Source organism: Cellulomonas sp. plas2, from assembly GCF_057221735.1.
Genome location: NZ_CM170155.1, coordinates 979,188 through 997,271 on the forward strand (window position 1 = coordinate 979,188; position 18,084 = coordinate 997,271).

Below are 18,084 nucleotides of genomic sequence, written 5' to 3' on the forward strand. Positions count from 1 at the left end.
ATGGCGGGAGTGGTGATCTGCCACAGCTCGGCGATGATCCGCGAGCGCCTCGTCGTGACATCGGTCGGCGTCCCCGCGCTCACGCCGGTGCGCGCGGCGGGGTCGGTGGACGAGCTGGTGGCGCTGGTGAGGAGGGTACCCCCGACGGTGGTGCTGCTCGACGCGCACATCGGGGCGCCCGGCGCGGTGGACGCGGTGCGGGCGTTGCGGGCGCTGTCCCCGACGACGGCGGTGGTCATCCTGGCGATGCCGGACGACGCCGAGTCGCTGGACAAGGCCCTGGCCCTGGGTGCGCGGGGCTTCCTGGCACCGGAGGTCGGCCGGGCGGAGCTCGCGGCGGTGGCCGCGCACGTGATGGCCTCGCCCGTGCAGCAGCGCCCGATGGGCGTCGCCGGCGAGGCGGGCCGGCCCGTGGCGAGCGCCCCGGTCGGGGCGCTGCCCCACCCGCGCTCGCTCGGTGCCTCGGACGCGCCGGGCTCGGCGGGCGCGAGCGTCGTGGCCCCCGACGGCCAGATGATCGTGCTGACCAAGCGCGAGGTCGAGGTGCTCGTCGGGATGAGCAACGGGCAGTCCAACTCGCAGATCGGGCAGAGCCTGTTCCTGTCGGAGGACACCATCAAGACCCACGCCCGGCGCCTCTTCCGCAAGCTCGGGGCGGCCGACCGGGCGCAGGCCGTCGCGATCGGGCTGCGGCGCGGCCTCATCCGCTGACCTGCTGGTCCCGCCGCGCTCGCGGCATCGCCGTCCGGGCCCGTCCGCACCCCGCGGGCGGGCCGGACGCGTCCGGGGGGCTGCGCGACCGGCACGTATCCTGGGGCGATGACGGAACCGGGCACCCCGACGCACGACCCGTTCGCCCGCGTGGGCCTCACCTACGACGACGTGCTCCTGCTCCCCGGCGAGACGGACGTCATCCCGAGCGAGGTGGACACCTCCTCGCAGCTCACCCGCACGATCGCCGTGCGCGTCCCCCTGCTGTCCGCGGCGATGGACACCGTCACGGAGTCGCGGATGGCCATCGCCATGGCGCGCCAGGGCGGCCTCGGCATCCTGCACCGCAACCGGTCGATCGCCGACCAGGCCCACCAGGTCGACCGCGTGAAGCGGTCCGAGTCGGGCATGATCACCGACCCCGTCACCATCGGCCCCGAGGCGACGCTCACCGAGCTCGACCGCCTCTGCGGCACCTACCGGGTCTCCGGCCTGCCCGTCGTCGACCCCGACCGGCGCCTGGTCGGCATCATCACCAACCGGGACCTGCGCTTCGTCCCCGCGGAGCAGTGGGACGGCCTGCGCGTCCGCGACGTCATGACGCCCATGCCGCTCGTGACGGCCCCCGTCGGGATCGCGCGCGACGACGCCGCGGCCCTGCTGGCCAAGCACAAGATCGAGAAGCTGCCCCTCGTGGACGCCCAGGGCGTGCTCGCCGGGCTCATCACCGTCAAGGACTTCGTCAAGTCCGAGCAGTACCCGGCGGCGACGAAGGACGACGAGGGCCGGCTGCGCGTCGGGGCGGCCATCGGGTTCTTCGGGGACGCCTGGGAGCGCGCGACGGCGCTGGTCGAGGCCGGCGTCGACGTGCTCGTCGTCGACACCGCCAACGGGCACGCGCGGCTCATGCTCGACATGGTGCGCCGGCTCAAGGCCGACCCGTCCATGGCGCACGTGCAGGTCATCGGCGGGAACGTGGCGACGACCGCGGGGGCGGCCGCGCTGGTCGAGGCCGGGGTGGACGCGGTCAAGGTCGGCGTCGGGCCCGGCTCCATCTGCACCACGCGCGTCGTCGCCGGGGTCGGGGTGCCGCAGGTCACTGCGATCTGGGACGCCGCGCAGGTCTGCCGTCCCGCGGGGGTGCCGGTCATCGGCGACGGCGGGCTGCAGTACTCCGGGGACATCGCCAAGGCGCTGGTGGCCGGGGCCGACACCGTCATGCTCGGCTCGCTGCTGGCCGGCTGCGACGAGTCGCCCGGCGACCTCGTGTTCGTCAACGGCAAGCAGTACAAGCACTACCGGGGCATGGGCTCGCTGGGGGCCATGGCCTCGCGCGGGCGGATCTCCTACTCCAAGGACCGCTACTTCCAGGCGGACGTGGCCTCCGACGAGAAGATCGTCCCCGAGGGCATCGAGGGCCAGGTGCCCTACCGCGGGCCGCTGTCGGCCGTGGCGCACCAGCTCATCGGCGGGCTGCACCAGTCCATGTTCTACGTGGGCGCGCACACGATCCCCCAGCTGCGGGAGCGCGGGAGGTTCATCCGCATCACCCCCGCGGGCCTGAAGGAGTCGCACCCGCACGACATCCAGATGACGGTGGAGGCGCCCAACTACACGGGCCGCTGAGGCGGGCGGTCAGGCGGCGACGGGCGACGGCACGACGAGGGCCGGCCAGGACGGGTTCGCGTCCGGGCCGGCCTCGCCGCGCTCGCGGCGCCGGGCGTTGACGGCCTCGGCCCAGCGCCGGTGCGCCCGGGCCTGGAAGGCGTGCAGCTCGGCGGGCTCGGCGTCGCCGAGCGCCGGGAACCGCTCGACGAGGCGGCCCAGCACGTCGAGCGTCGCCAGCACGTCGACGTGCGCGGTGTGCAGGTCGCCGTCGGCCGTCACGCCGTAGAGCCGGCACAGGTCGCCCAGCCGGCGGGGGCCGCGCCGGTGGCGGTCCTGGGCACGGTCGAGCACGAGCGGGTCGAGCACCGGCGCGGCGGCGCGGCCCAGACGCTCGGGCAGCGTGGGCAGGCCGTGCCGGCGCAGCTCCGCGTCGAGGATCGACAGGTCGAAGCAGGCGTTGAAGGCCACCACGGGCGTGCCCTCGGCCAGCGCGGCGGCCAGGGCCGCGGCGACCTCGTCGAGCACGGCGGCCGGCGGGCGCCCGTGGGCGCGCGCGTGCGCGGTGCTGATGCCGTGCACGGCGCTGGCCGCCGCCGGGATCTCCACCCCGGGGTCGACCAGCCAGGAGCGCACGCGGGTGCCGTGCGCGTCGCGGAGCACCAGCGCCGCGGCGACGATCCGGTCCCGGGCGACGTCCACCCCGGTGGTCTCCGTGTCGAAGCCCAGGAGCGGCCCCCGCGTCCACGACGCCGGACGTGCCCACGTGCGCCGGGCGGCGCCCGCCACGACGCGGCCCACCCAGCGGCCCAGCGGTCCGTGCGCCCCGCGCCTGCCGTCGCTGCCGTGCACGCGTCCCGTCCCGTCCCTCGCCGCACGACCTCATCCGGTCGCGTCGTGCTCCTCGTCGTGACGTCCGTCCGGCCGTCCGCGCGCCAGCGTCCCACCGGCCACCGACAGGCCGGGGCAGGCGCACCGGCGTCGTGGGCGGCCGATAGCCTGGGCCGCGTGAGCAACGAGATCGAGATCGGCCGGGGCAAGCGCGGGCGTCGGGCGTACTCCTTCGACGACGTCGCCGTCGTCCCCTCCCGCCGGACCCGCGACCCCGAGGAGGTCTCGGTCGGCTGGCAGATCGACGCCTACCACCTGGACCTGCCCATCCTCGCGGCGCCGATGGACTCCGTCATGAGCCCCGCGACGGCGGTCGCGCTCGGCCGCGCCGGTGGCGTCGGCGTGCTCGACCTCGAGGGGCTGTGGACGCGCCACGAGGACCCGCAGCCGCTGCTCGACGAGATCGCGGCCCTGCCGGCGGACGGCGTCACCGCGCGTCTGCAGGAGATCTACGGCGCGCCCGTGCGTCCAGAGCTCATCGCCGAGCGCATCCGGCAGATCCGGGCGGAGGGCGTCGTCGTCGCCGGGTCCCTCTCGCCGCAGCGGACCCAGGAGCACTGGCGGACCGTCGTCGACGCCGGCGTCGACCTGTTCGTCATCCGCGGGACCACCGTGTCGGCCGAGCACGTGTCGGCGCGCGCCGAGCCGCTCAACCTCAAGCGCTTCATCTACGAGCTGGACGTGCCCGTCATCGTCGGCGGCGCGGCCACGTACACCGCGGCCCTGCACCTCATGCGCACCGGCGCCGCGGGCGTCCTCGTCGGGTTCGGCGGCGGCGCCGCGCACACGACGCGCACGTCGCTGGGGATCCACGCGCCCATGGCCACGGCGGTCGCCGACGTGGCCGCCGCCCGCCGGGACTACCTCGACGAGTCCGGCGGCCGGTACGTGCACGTCATCGCCGACGGCGGCGTCGGCCGGTCCGGGGACCTCGTCAAGGCCATCGCCTGCGGGGCGGACGCCGTCATGCTCGGCGCGGCCCTCGCACGCGCCGCCGAGGCGCCCGGTGACGGCTACCACTGGGGCTCCGAGGCGCACCACCCGCGGCTGCCCCGCGGCGAGCGCGTGCACGTGGGCACCGCCGGCACGCTCGAGCAGATCCTGTTCGGCCCCGGGCGCACGGCTGACGGCACGCTCAACCTCGTCGGCGCCCTGCGGCACGCGATGGCGACGACCGGGTACTCCGACCTCAAGGAGTTCCAGCGCGTCGAGGTCGTCGTGTCGCCGTACCAGCCCCGCTGAGCCCTTCGCCGTCCCGTCCCCGATCGCAGAGGTAGGTCATGTCCGACGACGAGTACCGCATCGAGCACGACACGATGGGGGAGGTCCGCGTGCCCGCGAAGGCCCGCTACCGCGCCCAGACGCAGCGCGCGGTGGAGAACTTCGCCATCTCCGGCACGGGCCTGGCGCGGCACCACATCGCCGCGCTGGCGCAGATCAAGCGGGCCGCGGCGCTGGCCAACGCCGAGCGCGGGATCCTCGCCCAGGACCTGGCCGAGGCGATCGCCGCCGCCGCCGACGAGGTCGTCGAGGGCCGGTGGGACGCCGAGTTCCCCGTCGACGTGTTCCAGACGGGCTCGGGGACGAGCTCCAACATGAACACGAACGAGGTGCTGGCCACGCTCGCCGCCGAGCGCCTCGGAGCGTCGGTCCACCCGAACGACCACGTGAACGCCTCGCAGTCGTCGAACGACGTCTTCCCGGCCTCCATCCACGTCGCCGCCTACGCCGCCCTCGAGGCGGACCTCCTGCCCGCGCTGGACCACCTGGCCACGACCCTCGAGGCGAAGGCCGCGGAGTTCGCCACCGTCGTGAAGTCGGGGCGCACGCACCTCATGGACGCCACGCCGGTCACGCTCGGCCAGGAGTTCGGCGGGTACGCCGCCCAGGTGCGCCACGGCATCGCCCGGGTCCGCGCGGTGCTGCCGCGCCTGGCGGAGCTGCCCCTGGGCGGCACGGCCGTCGGCACGGGCATCAACACGCCGCCCGGCTTCCCCCAGCGGGTCATCGCGCTCGTCGCCGAGCGGACGGGGCTGCCCTTCGTCGAGGCCGCGGACCACTTCGAGGCCCAGAGCGCGCAGGACTCCTTCGTCGAGACGTCGGGTGCCCTGCGGACGGTGGCGGTGTCCCTCGTCAAGATCTGCAACGACCTGCGGTGGATGGGCTCGGGGCCGCGTGCCGGCCTGGGCGAGATCGCCCTGCCGGACCTGCAGCCGGGCTCGTCGATCATGCCGGGCAAGGTGAACCCGGTCATCCCCGAGGCGGTGCTGCAGGTCTGCGCGCAGGTCATCGGCAACGACGCGGCCATCGTCTTCGCGGGCTCGTCCGGGGCGTTCGAGCTGAACGTCATGCTCCCGGTCACGGCGCGCAACCTGCTCGAGCAGATCACCCTGCTGGCGCGGGGGTCCGAGCACCTGGCGGACCGGTGCGTGGCCGGCACGACGGCGAACGTCGAGCGGTGCCTGGAGCTCGCGGAGTCCTCCCCGTCCATCGTCACGCCGCTGAACCGCCACATCGGCTACGAGGCCGCGGCGAAGATCGCCAAGCACGCGGTGGCGGAGGGGCTGACGATCCGCCAGGCGGTGCTCGACCTGGGCTACGTCGAGCGCGGCGAGCTCACCACCGAGACCCTCGACCAGGCCCTCGACGTGCTCTCCATGACGGCGCCGCCGCGGGGCTGACCCGCCGCGCCGCCGCCGGCAGGGCCAGGTTCCCGCGGGGACCTGGCCCTGTGGCGTACCCGGGGATCGTCGGGCACCGGGGGTCACCCGGGCGGGGAAGAACGGGCAGGACCGGTCTCCATCCGGATGTGGGAATGCGCCCGAATCTGCCCGGAAGGGCTTGACATGGTGCTCCGGCCCGGCGCATCCTGGTCCTACCACGGCGCCAGCAGAGAAGCGCGCCCCGTCACGACGGAGTCGACGACGTGTACGCACCGGAGCGCCACCAGCAGATCCTGGCGTGGGCCCGCCAGCGGGGCCGCGTGGACGTCACCTCCCTGGCGGCCGAGCTCGACGTGACCGCCGAGACCGTCCGCCGGGACCTCACCGCCCTCGAGCGGCACGGCCTGGTGCGGCGCGTGCACGGCGGCGCCATCCCGGTCGAGCGCCTCGGCATCGAGCCGGGCATCGCCGACCGCGAGCGGGTGCTGTCGGGGGAGAAGGAGCGGATCGCCAAGACCGCGCTCGAGGAGCTGCCCGAGGGCGGCGCCGTCATCCTCGACGCGGGCACCACGACCGTGCGCCTGGCGGAGATGCTGCCCACGGACCGCGAGCTGACCGTCGTCACGCACGCCCTGCCGGTGGCGACCGTGCTGGCCACGCGGCCGGGCATCACGCTGCACCTCGTCGGCGGCACCGTCCGCGGGCGCACGCTGGCCGCGGTCGGCACCTGGGCGGAGCGCGCGCTGCAGGACATCCACGCCGACGTCGCGATCCTCGGCACCAACGGGCTGAGCGTCGAGCGCGGCGTCACCACCCCCGACCTCGCGGAGGCCGCCGTGAAGCGCATGCTCGTCCAGGCCGCCCGGCGCACCGTCGTGCTGGCGGACCACACGAAGATCGGCCGCTCGGAGTTCGCGCGCGTCGCCGCCCTGTCGGAGGTCGACACGGTGGTCACCGACGACGGCGTCGACGGCGACCTCGTCGACGAGATCGAGGCCGCCGGCCCCCGGGTGGTGCGGGCATGATCGTCACGCTGACCCCGAACCCGTCGCTGGACCGCGCGCTGGACGTCGAGCACGTCGAGCTCGGCGAGGTGAACCGGGCCGTCGCCGCCCACACGGACCCGGGCGGCAAGGGCATCAACGTCTCCCGCGCGCTCGTCGCGCAGGGCGTCGCCTCCGTCGCCGTGCTGCCGGTCGGCGGCGCGGACGGCGCGCACCTCACCGCGCTGCTCGCCGAGGTCGGCGTGCCGGCCGTGGCCGTGCCCGTCTCCGGCGCGACGCGGTCCAACTTCACGCTCGCCGAGATCGGCGGCGCCACGACGAAGGTCAACGCCCCCGGCCACGTCCTGTCCGACGCCGAGGTGGGGGCCCTGCTCGACGCGGTCGACGCCCAGCTCGCGCTGGCGCCCCGCGCGCTCGTCGGCGCCGGCAGCCTGCCGGCCGGGGCGGGTGACGACCTCTACGCCCGCGTCGGCGCGCTCGCCGCCCGGCACGGCGTCCCCTACGTGCTCGACACCTCGGGCACGGCGCTCACCGCGGCGGTCGCCGCCGGGGGCGTCGAGCTCGTCAAGCCCAACGACGAGGAGCTCGCCGAGCTCGTCGGCCGTGACCTCGTCACGGTCGGGGACGTCGTCGGCGCCGCATCCGAGGTCATCGCCCGTGGCACGCGGGCCGTCCTCGTCTCCCTCGGGTCGCACGGCGCGCTGCTCGTGCGGGCGGAGGGCACCTGGTGGGCCGGGGGAGCACCCCTCGTCGCCGCCTCCACGGTCGGCGCGGGGGACACCACCCTCGCCGGCTACCTCGCCGCGGAGGACCCCGCGACCGACCCCGCGACGCGCCTGCGCACGGCCGTCGCCTGGGGACGCGCCGCCGTGCTGCTGCCCGGCACCGCGACCCCGACGCCCGCCGACGTGCACCTCGACGAGGTCCGTGTCGTCGTCGGGCCCGACCCCCGCCTCGCCCTCAAGGAGCTGTGACGTGAGCACCCCCCTCATCACCGCCGACCTGGTCGCCGTCGACCTCGTCGCGTCCGACCGCGACGAGGCCACCCGGGTCCTGGTCGCCAAGCTCGCCGCCGCGGGCCGCGTCACGGACGCCGACGGCTTCCTGGCCGACGTGCGCGCCCGCGAGGCGCAGATGCCCACGGGCATGCCCGGCGGCGTCGGCCTGCCGCACGCCCGCTCCGAGCACGTCACCGTGCCGAGCCTCGCCGTGGGCAAGCTCGCCCAGGGCGTCGACTGGGGCGCCCCCGACGGCCCCGCCACCCTGGTGTTCCTCATCGCCGCGCCCGCCGCGGGCGACGCGGACCACCTCCAGATCCTCGCCGCCCTGGCCCGCCGGCTGGTGCACGAGTCCTTCCGCAGCTCGCTGCTGAGCGCCCCCGATGCCGGCACGGTCGCCGACATCGTCACCCGAGAGGTCGTTGTCCGATGAAGTTCGTCGCCGTCTCGTCATGCCCCACGGGCATCGCGCACACCTACATGGCCGCCGAGGCCCTCGAGCAGGCCGGCCGCGCCGCCGGCCACGAGGTCGTCGTCGAGACCCAGGGGTCCGCCGGGTCCACGCCGCTGGACCCGGCCGTCATCGCCGCCGCCGACGGCGTCATCTACGCCGCCGACCTGGAGGTCCGCGACAAGGGCCGGTTCGCCGGCAAGCCGACCGTCGACGTCGGCGTGAAGAAGGCCGTGCACGACGCGCCGGGCGTGCTCGCCCAGGCCGTCGCGTCGGTCGAGGCCGCCCGCGCCTCCGGCGTGCCCGCCGCCGCGGCCGCCCCGGTCGCCGCCGCGCCCGCCCGCAAGGTCGGCACCGGCACGCGGATCCGCCAGTACCTCATGACCGGCGTGTCCTACATGATCCCGTTCGTCGCCGCGGGCGGCATCCTCATCGCGCTCGGCTTCATGCTCGCCTCGGTGGCGTGGCCGGAGAACGGCGCGATCGAGGTCACCGCCGTCGACCAGTCCGTCCTGTGGACGGCCTTCGAGTGGGGCAACCTCCAGCACTGGGCGGTGCTGCTCTTCCGCATCGGTGCGGCCGCGTTCGGCTTCCTCGTGCCGGCGCTGTCGGCCTACATCGCCTACGCGATCGCCGACCGTCCCGGTCTCGTGCCCGGCTTCGTCGGCGGCACGCTCGCGGGCCTCGTCGGCGCCGGCTTCCTCGGCGGCATCGCCACCGGCTTCATCGCCGGCTTCGTCGCGCTGTGGCTCGCCACGCGCAAGGTCCCCAAGGGCGTGCGCGGCGTCATGCCGGTCGTCGTCATCCCGCTGGTCGCCACGCTGGTCACGGGTGCGCTGACGATCCTCGTCGTCGGCCCGCCGATGAGCGCGATCAACAACGGCCTGACCTCGTGGCTCGGCGGCCTGGGCACCACGGCCCTCGTCCCGCTCGGCATCATCCTCGGCCTCATGATGTGCTTCGACCTCGGCGGCCCGCTCAACAAGGTGGCCTACGTCTTCGCCACCACCGGGCTGGCCAACGCCACGTCCGCGTCCTCCACCGAGGCCCGCATCATGGCCGCCGTCATGGCCGCCGGCATGGTCCCGCCGCTCGCGGTCGCCGTCGCCACGACCCTGCGACCGAAGCTGTGGTCGGAGTCCGAGCGCGAGTCCGGCAAGTCCGCCTACCTGCTCGGCCTGTCCTTCATCTCGGAGGGCGCCATCCCGTTCGCGGCGGCCGACCCGCTGCGCATGATCCCGTCCTTCATGCTGGGCGGCGCCGTCACCGGCGGCCTGACCATGGCGTTCGGCTCCGGCCTGCTCGCCCCCCACGGCGGGTTCTGGGTCACGCCGCTCATCAGCTCGCCGCTGCTGTTCCTCCTGGCGCTGGTCATCGGCACGGCCGTGAGCTGCGTGGCGGTCATCGTGCTGAAGAGCATCGGCAAGGGCTCGGACGCGCAGGTCGTGGCCGAGGCCCCGAAGGACTCCACGCTCGTCACCGCCTGACGCGCACCAGCACCATCACCAGCACCGCACGCACCACCGCACGCACCACCACGGCGCGCCCGGTCCCGCACCCCGGGAGCGGGCGCGTCGTAGGGTCGTCGGACGTCCAGGGCTCGACCACGGACGTGCACGGCCCGCAGCTCGACTCGCACGCACCGTCGCGGCGCAGCGCCGCAGGAAGACAGGAACCAGCCATGGCTCAGCGCACCGTCGTCGTCGCCTCCCGGGTCGGTCTGCACGCCCGTCCGGCGATGCTCTTCACGCAGGCCGCCGCGGCGACGGGGCTCCCCGTCACCATCGCCCGCCCGGGCGGTCAGCCGGTGGACGCCTCGAGCATCCTCTACGTGATGTCGCTGGGCGTGCCCGGCGGCGAGGAGGTCACCCTGTCGGCCGAGGGCGAGGGCGCCGACGAGGCGCTCGACGGCCTCGTCGAGCTGCTGCAGCAGGACCTCGACGCGCCCGAGGCCGGGGCGTGAGCACCCCGACCCTGGGCGCCGCCGAGGTGCACCCCGGCGCCGGCAGCCACGTGCTGACCGGCGTGGGCGTCGGCCGCCGGGCCGTCGTCGGGCCCGTCGCGCAGGTGCGGCCGGCCCCGGCGGTCGCCGCGGACACGCCCGTGCTCGTCGACGGGGTCCCCGCCGACGCCGCGGGCACGCGGACCGCCGTCGAGCGGGCGTTCACGGACGTCGCCGAGGGCCTGCGCGCGCAGGCCGCCGGCGCGACCGGCACCGTCAAGGACGTCCTGTCCGCCACCGCCCAGATGGCCGCGGACAACGCGCTGCGCACCCAGGTGCTGGCCAAGGTGGACGGTGGCGCGCCCGTCGTCGCCGCCGTGGACGCGGTCGTCGACCAGTTCGCGACGATGTTCGAGGCGGCCGGCGGGTACCTCGCCGAGCGCGTCACGGACCTGCGCTCGGTGCGGGACCGCGTCGTCGCCGCGGCGCTGGGCCTGCCGGCGCCGGGCGTGCCCGCGCTGTCCGAGCCGTCGGTCGTCGTGGCGCGCGACCTCGCGCCCGCGGACACCGCCGCGCTCGACCTGGCCAACGTCCTGGCCATCGTCACCGAGCTCGGCGGCCCGACCGGGCACACGGCCATCATCGCCGGGCAGCTCGGCCTGCCCTGCCTCGTGCGCGTCACGGGTGCGGGCGACGTCCCCGCGGGCGCGCTCGTCGCCGTGGACGCCGCGGCCGGCACCCTGACGGTCGAGCCCGACGAGGCGCTGCGCGCCGACGTCGAGCGCCGGGCCGCGCGGGACGCGGAGCTCGCCGCCGACACCGCCGCCGGTGCCACGGCCGACGGCCACGCCGTGGCCCTGCTCGCCAACATCGGCACCGCGGAGGACGCCGAGCGCGTCGCCGGCCCGGGCGTCGAGGGCGTCGGGCTGTTCCGCACCGAGGTGCTCTTCCTCGAGGCGACGACCGCGCCCACGCAGGCGGACCAGGCGGCCGCCTACACCCGCGTCCTGCGGGCGCTGCCGGGGCAGAAGGTCGTCGTCCGGACGCTCGACGCCGGTGCCGACAAGCCCCTCGCCTTCGCCACGCAGCCCGACGAGGAGAACCCGGCGCTCGGCGTGCGGGGCTATCGCCTCGTCCGCACGAACCCCGAGCTGCTCGACACGCAGCTCGCCGCCCTCGCGCAGGCCCAGGCCGAGGCGGGCGCGACCCCCTGGGTCATGGCGCCGATGATCGCCACCCCCGCCGAGGCCCGCGAGTTCGCGACCCGCGCGCGGGCGGCCGGCGTCGCCACCGTCGGCGTCATGGTCGAGGTGCCCGCGGCCGCGCTGCGCGCCCGCGACATCCTCGCGGAGGTGGACTTCGTCTCCCTCGGCACGAACGACCTGGCGCAGTACGCGATGGCCACGGACCGCCTGCGCGGCGAGCTGGCCGACCTGCTCGACGTCTGGCAGCCCGCCGTCCTCGACCTCGTCGCCGCCACGGCCCGCGCGGGTCAGGACGTCGGCAAGCCCGTCGGCGTCTGCGGGGAGTCCGCGTCCGACCCGCTCATGGCGCTCGTCCTCGTCGGGCTCGGCATCACGAGCCTGTCGATGTCCGCCGGTGCGCTGGCGGCGGTGCGGTTCGCGGTGCGGCACCACACGCTCGAGCAGTGCCGGGAGATCGCCGCGGCCGCGCTCGGCGCGTCGTCGGCGCCCGACGCACGCGCCGCCGTGCTCGCGCTGACGGCCCCCGAGGTGCGGGGCACGCTCGGGCTGTGACCCCGGGCGCCCTGCCGATCCGGCGGGGCCCGACGTGCGACGACGAGGGCGGGTCCTCACCGGGGACCCGCCCTCGTCGTGCATCCGGCGCGTGCGCGGCCGGGCCGCCGGGGGCCGTCTACCCTGCTGCGATGGGGCCCGACCCGCACCTGGAGCTGCACGACCCGGAGACCGACCCGCTGGCGGCGTACGTGCTCGAACCGGCGGACCTGCGTCCCCTGCTGGACCGCGTCGTGGCCGCCCCGGGCGCCCCGACCCACGCGGCCCTCACCCCGCTCACGGGGGCGCCGCTGGTGCCGGTCCCGCAGACCGTGCCCGACGACGTGCCGGCCGCCGCGCGCGTCGCCCGCGCCGCCCAGCGCCTCTGGGCGGCCCGGCCCCTGCGCCACCGCACCGCGGTGCTGCGTCGCCTGCACGACCTCGTCCTCGAGCGGCAGAGCGACGGTCTCGACCTCGTCCAGCTCGAGACGGGCAAGGCCCGCGCGCACGCCGTCGACGAGGTGCTCGACGTCGCGAACGTCGCCCGGCACTACGCGGTCCGGGCCGGCGCCTACCTGCGCGACCGGCGGGCGCCGGCCCTCCTGCCGCTGCTCGCGGACGTCCGGGTGCACCGGCGGCCCGCCGGCGTCGTCGGGGTCGTCGTGCCCTGGAACTACCCGCTGAGCCTCGCGCTGTCCGACGCGCTGCCGGCCCTCGTCGCCGGGAACGCGGTGCTGCTGCGCGCGGACCCGCAGACCGCGCTGACCGCGCTGTGGGCGGCGGAGCTGTGCGAGGACGCGGGCCTGCCGGCCGGGGTGCTGCAGGTGCTCGTCGGCGGCAAGGACGTGGCCGAGGCGGTGGTCGACCACGTCGACCGGGTCCTGTTCACGGGGTCGACGGCGGCCGGGCGGCAGGTGGCGGCCCGTGCGGGGGAGCGGCTCGTGCCCGCGGTCCTCGAGCTCGGCGGGAAGAACGCCGCGTACGTGGCGGCGGACGTCGACGTGGCGACGACCGCCGCGGCGCTGGTGCGGGCGTGCTTCGCCTCCGCCGGGCAGCTCTGCCTGGCACCCGAGCGCCTGTACGTCCACCGGGACGTGCTCGAGGCGTTCACGGCGGCGCTCGTCGAGCGCACCGAGCGGCTGCGGCTGGGCGTCGGGCTGGACTACCGCGCCGACATGGGGTCGCTGACGTCGGCGGCGCAGCTCGCCCGCGTCGTCGAGCACGTCGAGGACGCGCTGTCCGCCGGGGCGCGGCTGCTGACGGGCGGCGAGCAGCGCCTCGACGTCGGGCCGCTGGTCTACGCGCCCACGGTGCTGACCGACGTGCCGGAGCACGCGCGGCTGCACCGGGAGGAGACGTTCGGCCCCGTCGTGGCGGTGTACCCCGTCGCGTCGGACGACGAGGCCGTCGCCGCCATGGACGACTCCGCCTACGCCCTCACCGCCTCGGTGTGGACACGGGACGCGCGCCGCGGGGCCGCCCTCGCCCGGCGGCTGCGCGCGGGCTCGGTCACCGTCAACGCCGGCCCGACGCTGGCCTGGTCCGCCGTCGGCGCGCCGCAGGGCGGCACGGGCGCCTCGGGGCTGGGGTACCGGCACGGGCGCGAGGCGGTCGAGGCGGTCACGACCGCGCAGACCGTCGCGGTGGCCCGGGGCGTGCAGGGCCTCGCGGGTCGGCTCGGGCTCGACGTCGGGCGGCTCGTCGCGGGCGCGGGCGACCCCGCCGACCCGGACGCACCCGTGGGCTGGGACGCGTTCCCGCGGACGCTCGCCCGCGCGCTGCGGGTCGGGGCGGTGCTGCGCCGGCCCTGATCGGCTCGTCGTCGGGCGCGGCACGAGGGCACGGCGAGGGCGGGTACGGGCGCGGGTGGCAGCCTCAGGCGGCGCCGAGGTGGGTGACGGCGGCGCCCACGGCGGGCGTCGTCGCGCCGTCGGGCCAGCGCAGGCGCACGCCCGGCGCGCTCTCGAGCCGCCCGACGACGGCTGTCGTCGCGCCCGGGGCGTGCATCCGCCCCTCGCCCGGCGCGTCGACGGTGAGCATGCCGAAGCCGGGGAAGCAGCCGAGCCAGTCGGCCACGCCGGCCCCCTCCGGGCGGGGGACCGCCGCCACGTCGACGACCGCCCCGGTGCCCGACGCCTCGGCGAGCATGCCCAGCGTCCCGACGAGGCCGGCCATGCTCACGTCCTTGGCGGCCCGCGGGGCCGCGGTCGCGACGCTCCCGTGCTGGCCGCGGAGCTCGTCGGACCGGCGCGAGGACGTGGAGTCCCACTGCTGCCCGACGAAGCCCGGCCGCCAGCCGCCGCGCAGGTCGAGCGTCGCCGACACCTCGTCGCCCACCCGTCCCCCGGCGGCCGGCACGGGACGAGCGGCCCGCCCGAGACCGGTGACGGCGAGCGCGGCCGGGACGCCGAGCTGCGTGTGCCCGCCGAGCACGGGCACGCCCCACGCCTGCGCGGCGTCCCGGAGCCCGGCGAGCACCCGGGCCGCGAAGGAGGCGTCGCGCGCGCCGATCGCGTCGAGCAGCCCGACGGCCTCCGCGCCCATCGCGGTGAGGTCGTTGACGTTGACGAGCACCGAGCACCAGCCCGCCCACTCCGGGTGCCGCTCGACCATCGACGGCACGATCGCGTCGCACACGGCGACGAGGTCGCTGCCGGAGACCGGGGCGCCGTCGTCGCCGACGAAGCCCGTGCCGCCGAGGCCGCCCGGCGCCGCCGCGAGCCCCGCCAGCAGCCCGCCGAGCGCCGCCTTCGCGGTGCGCGCCTGCCGGTCGAGGCGGTCCACCGGCCAGCGCACGCGCACGTGCGGCGCCGCCCGGCGCGTCCCGGCGACGGTGCACGGCCCCAGGTGCTCCCACCCCAGCCGCGCGAACATCGGGGCCACGCGCTCCTGGACGGTCGCCTCGAACCGCAGGACGCCGCGGGCCTCGGCCTCCGCGCACGCCGCCCGGACGAGGGCCGCGCCGACCGCCGCCCCGCCGCGGGCCACCCGGTCCACGACGAGCCGGCTGCCGGTCCACCACCCGAGGTCGTCGGCCGTGGCAGGTGCGAGGCGCACGCCACCGAGGACGCGGCCCGGCTCCCGCCCGTCCCCCGCCGCGCGGGCGACCAGCACGACGGCGCGGGGGTCGTCGTCGAGGTCGTCGGCGTCGTCACCGGCGAACAGCCCCTGCTCCGCCACGAACACCTCCCGCCGCAGCGCACGGTGGGCCGCCACCCCGGCGCGGTCGGCGACGCCGATGGTGACCGCCGGCGGGACGGGGGTGCGCGCGGCGCCGGGCCGGACGCCCTCGAGGACGGTGAGGTCCATGCTTCAGGCTCCGGCGGTCTTGAGGACGCTGCAGGCCCCGCAGGCCGCGCACCCGGCGCGCTGCCCGTCGCTGGTCATCCCGGCGGCGACGAGCAGCGCCGCCACCTCACGGCTCACGCGCTCGACGACGTCCGCCGGCGGGGCGCCCACCCCGTCGACGTCCACGGCCAGCGTCCCGCGCAGCGGCCGGAACGGGACGACGAAGGGGTAGACGCCCATCGCGACGAGCTCCGCGGCGCCGGCGACGAGCTCGTCGGGGTCCTCGCCCAGCCCGACGAGCAGGTACGTCGAGACCTGGTTGCGGCCGAAGACGCGGACGGCCTCCGCCCACGCCTCCCGGTAGGCCGCCAGCGGCACCCGGGACTTGCCGGGCGTCCAGCGAGCGCGCACGGCGTCGTCGAGCGACTCGACGTGGATCCCGATGGACACCGCGCCGGCGTCCCGGAGGTCCTGCAGCACCGACAGGTCGGCGGGCGGCTCGCACTGCACCTGGACCGGCAGGCCGGGGACCGCCTCGAGCACCGCGCGCACGCACCGGGCCAGGTGCTTCGCCCCGCGGTCGGTGCCGCGGGACGTGCCGGTGGTCATGACCATCGAGCGCACCCCGTCCAGCCGCACGGCCGCCGCGGCGACCTCCGCGAGCTGGGCGGGAGTCTTGACCGCGGTCGTCGCGCCGGCGGCCAGGGAGGCCTCGATCGCGCAGAACCGGCAGCGCTCGGCCTCCTCGTAGCGCATGCAGGTCTGCACCACGGTGGTGGCGAGCACGTCGCGGCCGTGCAGGCGGGCGATCTTCTCGTAGGGGACGCCGTCGTCCGTGGTCAGGTCGTAGAACAGCGGGCGCCGCACGGGCGTGACGTCGAGGCCGAGGTCGGCCCCGTCGAGGAGCAGCCGGTCGCGGCGCAGGACGTACGGGCTCGTCGGGTTCACCGGGATGGCCGCGCCGAGGCCGCCGATCAGGACGTGCCCGTCGTCGCTGGGACCGGCGCCCGCCTCGCGGTGCACGGGGGCGTCCATCCGGACGCCCTGCAGGGCGAGGTCGACGCGGGTGCGCAGGTCCGGCACGGGGGCTCCCTGGGGTGCGGCGGCGGTGGTGGGCGCCAGTAGAACGCGCGGCGTGTTTCGCACGGGTCACATCCGGAAGGCTTTCTCGTGAATTCGCCACCGGCCGCCCGGGCCGCGCCCGGACACGGAGATTTCTTCCCGACGAAACCACGCGGAAACAGCCCGCCCCTTGACTGGGCGCAGCTCGACCCCCTCGTCCGTCCCCCGTCAAGTCCATCGTCAAGGCAGGAGCGCACCGTGACCATCACCGAGGTCGGCCAGGTCAGCAGTGAGATCGAGGACCAGATCACCGCCAACATCGAGCGGTCGATGGCGGAGATCGCCCACCCGTCGCAGGCCAAGGGCACCAACCTGTACGGCTCGACGAAGGTGTTCCCGGACTACCAGGCGGAGCCGGGGCAGTCCTACTTCACGCTCGTGCACGGCATCGCGCACGAGTCCTCCGTCAGCTTCGTCGCGATCCTGCAGGCGACGCGGGCGGCGCGGAAGGGGTTCGAGTCCGCCATCTACTTCTACGGCCCGGGCACCATCAACGCCATGGCCACCCGCGGTTTCCCCACGGTCGGGGACTCCGGGTTCCCCGGCGAGCAGAACATCAACAACGCGCTGGAGACGTTCATCGCCGAGGGCAACCGCGTCTTCGTCTGCCGGTTCGGCATGGCGCTGCACGGCCTGCGCGAGGAGGACCTCGTCGCCGGCACCATCCCGTGCCACCCGCTGGACGTGCAGGACGCGCTCATCCACTACGCCCGCAAGGGCGCCATCATCAACTCCACGTACAACCTCTGAGGGTCCGGCCGTGACGACCGTCGCCGCGGTGTCGGCGAACTTCACGCGCGATCTGGAGCAGAACTACGCGCTCATCGGCGCGCTGGTCGACGAGGCCCGCGACCGGGGCGTGGAGCTGCTCGTCCTGCCCGAGGCGGCCATCGGCGGGTACCTGTCGTCGCTCGGCAACCACGGCGACACCGTCCGCACGACGACGCGGTCGCTGCCGCCGGCCGTGCGGCTCGACGGGCCGGAGATCGCGCGGGTGCAGGCGCTGGCCGGGGACGTCGTCGTCGCCATCGGGTTCTGCGAGCAGGGCGAGGACGACGACACGCGGTACAACGCCGCGGCCCTGCTCGACGGCGGCCAGGTCTACGGGTCCTACCGCAAGGTCCACCAGCCGCTGGGCGAGCACATGTCGTACGCGGCGGGCGGCTCCTACGGGGTGTTCGACACCCCCGTCGGGCGCGTCGGGCTGCAGATCTGCTACGACAAGGCGTTCCCCGAGGCGGCGCGGTCGATGGCGCTGGACGGCGCGGAGGTCGTCGCGAGCCTGTCGGCCTGGCCGGCGGCCCGCACGGCGACGGCGGCGGACCTGCAGGAGGACCGCTGGACGTACCGGTTCAACCTGCTCGACGCCGCGCGCGCCCTCGACAACCAGGTGTTCTGGGTCGCGTCGAACCAGTCCGGCACGTTCGGGTCGCTGCGGTACGTGGGCAACGCGAAGGTCGTCGACCCGGGCGGCGCCGTCCTGGCGACGACGGGCCTCGGCGCGGGCATGGCCGTGGCGGACATCGACGTCGCGGGGACGTTCGCCGCGATGCGCGGCGGGATGTTCCACCTGCGCGACCGCCGGCCGGACGCGTACCACGTCGACCGGGCGTGGGACCCTGCGGCGTCCGTGCGCGGGGCAGGTCGCCAGGAGGTGCTGGCCGGTGCCTGAG

General features: G+C 76.0%; 16 protein-coding genes. 13 read left to right on the top strand and 3 right to left on the bottom strand.

From position 1 onward, the window contains the following. Window positions 1-711 carry a response regulator transcription factor gene (locus AC2TDM_RS04450; protein ID WP_090032030.1) on the top strand — a complete coding sequence of 237 codons (711 nt, stop codon included), beginning with the start codon at window positions 1-3 and terminating at the stop codon, window positions 709-711. A gap of 108 nt (window positions 712-819) precedes the next feature. Beyond that, window positions 820-2,337: an IMP dehydrogenase gene (gene guaB, locus AC2TDM_RS04455; protein WP_484635917.1), complete on the top strand. Its 1,518-nt coding sequence runs from the start codon at window positions 820-822 to the stop codon at window positions 2,335-2,337. Window positions 2,338-2,346: 9 nt separating this feature from the next. On the opposite strand, the gene AC2TDM_RS04460 is transcribed toward guaB, so the two are convergent. Beyond that, window positions 2,347-3,105: an exonuclease domain-containing protein gene (locus AC2TDM_RS04460; protein ID WP_484636384.1), complete on the bottom strand. Its 759-nt coding sequence runs from the start codon at window positions 3,103-3,105 to the stop codon at window positions 2,347-2,349. 219 nt (window positions 3,106-3,324) lie between these two features. On the opposite strand from AC2TDM_RS04460, the gene AC2TDM_RS04465 reads away from it, so the two are divergent. From AC2TDM_RS04465 to AC2TDM_RS04505, 9 genes are all read left to right on the top strand, one after another. Then, a complete protein-coding gene (locus AC2TDM_RS04465) occupies window positions 3,325-4,449 on the top strand; it encodes a GuaB3 family IMP dehydrogenase-related protein (protein WP_484635918.1) in 1,125 nt (374 codons plus the stop codon). Window positions 4,450-4,487: 38 nt separating this feature from the next. Next, entirely contained in the window at window positions 4,488-5,888 is a 1,401-nt protein-coding gene (locus tag AC2TDM_RS04470) for a class II fumarate hydratase (RefSeq protein WP_484635919.1), read from the top strand. A 245-nt stretch (window positions 5,889-6,133) separates the two neighbouring features. Next, on the top strand, window positions 6,134-6,895 hold the full coding sequence (locus AC2TDM_RS04475) for a DeoR/GlpR family DNA-binding transcription regulator (RefSeq protein ID WP_484635920.1): 762 nt from the start codon (window positions 6,134-6,136) through the stop codon (window positions 6,893-6,895). Beyond that, a complete protein-coding gene (locus AC2TDM_RS04480; RefSeq protein ID WP_090032039.1) occupies window positions 6,892-7,848 on the top strand; it encodes a 1-phosphofructokinase family hexose kinase in 957 nt (318 codons plus the stop codon). Before AC2TDM_RS04475 ends, AC2TDM_RS04480 begins: the two co-directional genes overlap by 4 nt. 1 nt (window position 7,849) lies before the next feature. Then, window positions 7,850-8,305, top strand: a complete 456-nt coding sequence (locus tag AC2TDM_RS04485) for a PTS sugar transporter subunit IIA (protein WP_484635921.1) — start codon at window positions 7,850-7,852, stop codon at window positions 8,303-8,305. Continuing rightward, window positions 8,302-9,810, top strand: a complete 1,509-nt coding sequence (locus tag AC2TDM_RS04490; RefSeq protein WP_484635922.1) for a PTS fructose transporter subunit IIC — start codon at window positions 8,302-8,304, stop codon at window positions 9,808-9,810. The genes AC2TDM_RS04485 and AC2TDM_RS04490 overlap by 4 nt, the downstream gene beginning before the upstream one ends. 194 nt (window positions 9,811-10,004) lie before the next feature. Then, the gene (locus AC2TDM_RS04495) at window positions 10,005-10,286 is read left to right on the top strand and encodes an HPr family phosphocarrier protein (RefSeq protein WP_090032045.1); all 282 of its coding nucleotides are present in this window, start codon (window positions 10,005-10,007) and stop codon (window positions 10,284-10,286) included. Beyond that, window positions 10,283-12,022 (top strand): phosphoenolpyruvate--protein phosphotransferase, encoded by a 1,740-nt coding sequence (gene ptsP / locus AC2TDM_RS04500; protein WP_484635923.1) that lies wholly within the window; start codon window positions 10,283-10,285, stop codon window positions 12,020-12,022. Before AC2TDM_RS04495 ends, ptsP begins: the two co-directional genes overlap by 4 nt. A 131-nt stretch (window positions 12,023-12,153) precedes the next feature. Continuing rightward, window positions 12,154-13,812, top strand: coding sequence for a succinic semialdehyde dehydrogenase (locus tag AC2TDM_RS04505; protein WP_484635924.1), 1,659 nt, complete (start codon window positions 12,154-12,156; stop codon window positions 13,810-13,812). Window positions 13,813-13,876: 64 nt separating this feature from the next. Here the strand turns inward: AC2TDM_RS04505 and AC2TDM_RS04510 are convergent, their stop codons facing one another. Together AC2TDM_RS04510 and AC2TDM_RS04515 are read right to left on the bottom strand one after the other, a co-directional pair. Then, complete coding sequence (locus tag AC2TDM_RS04510; RefSeq protein ID WP_484635925.1) at window positions 13,877-15,310, bottom strand: MSMEG_0567/sll0787 family protein; 1,434 nt, start codon at window positions 15,308-15,310, stop codon at window positions 13,877-13,879. A 3-nt stretch (window positions 15,311-15,313) separates the two neighbouring features. Then, window positions 15,314-16,372 carry an MSMEG_0568 family radical SAM protein gene (locus tag AC2TDM_RS04515; protein ID WP_484635926.1) on the bottom strand — a complete coding sequence of 353 codons (1,059 nt, stop codon included), beginning with the start codon at window positions 16,370-16,372 and terminating at the stop codon, window positions 15,314-15,316. Between the two features lie 237 nt (window positions 16,373-16,609). Here AC2TDM_RS04515 and AC2TDM_RS04520 point away from each other — a divergent pair, with 237 nt between their 5' ends. After that, window positions 16,610-17,161, top strand: coding sequence for an MSMEG_0572/Sll0783 family nitrogen starvation response protein (locus AC2TDM_RS04520; protein WP_484635927.1), 552 nt, complete (start codon window positions 16,610-16,612; stop codon window positions 17,159-17,161). A 10-nt stretch (window positions 17,162-17,171) separates the two neighbouring features. After that, window positions 17,172-18,083, top strand: a complete 912-nt coding sequence (locus AC2TDM_RS04525) for a carbon-nitrogen hydrolase family protein (RefSeq protein ID WP_484635928.1) — start codon at window positions 17,172-17,174, stop codon at window positions 18,081-18,083. The last annotated feature ends 1 nt before the right edge of the window (window position 18,084 follow it).

Excerpts from the sequence above, each read along its gene's own strand:
- AC2TDM_RS04450 (WP_090032030.1), top strand. The coding sequence starts at position 1 with ATGGCGGGAGTGGTGATCTGCCACAGCTCGGCGATGATCCGCGAGCGC.
- guaB (WP_484635917.1), top strand. The coding sequence starts at position 820 with ATGACGGAACCGGGCACCCCGACGCACGACCCGTTCGCCCGCGTGGGC.
- AC2TDM_RS04470 (WP_484635919.1), top strand. The coding sequence starts at position 4,488 with ATGTCCGACGACGAGTACCGCATCGAGCACGACACGATGGGGGAGGTC.
- AC2TDM_RS04480 (WP_090032039.1), top strand. The coding sequence starts at position 6,892 with ATGATCGTCACGCTGACCCCGAACCCGTCGCTGGACCGCGCGCTGGAC.
- AC2TDM_RS04490 (WP_484635922.1), top strand. The coding sequence starts at position 8,302 with ATGAAGTTCGTCGCCGTCTCGTCATGCCCCACGGGCATCGCGCACACC.
- AC2TDM_RS04495 (WP_090032045.1), top strand. The coding sequence starts at position 10,005 with ATGGCTCAGCGCACCGTCGTCGTCGCCTCCCGGGTCGGTCTGCACGCC.
- AC2TDM_RS04505 (WP_484635924.1), top strand. The coding sequence starts at position 12,154 with ATGGGGCCCGACCCGCACCTGGAGCTGCACGACCCGGAGACCGACCCG.
- AC2TDM_RS04510 (WP_484635925.1), bottom strand. The coding sequence starts at position 15,310 with ATGGACCTCACCGTCCTCGAGGGCGTCCGGCCCGGCGCCGCGCGCACC.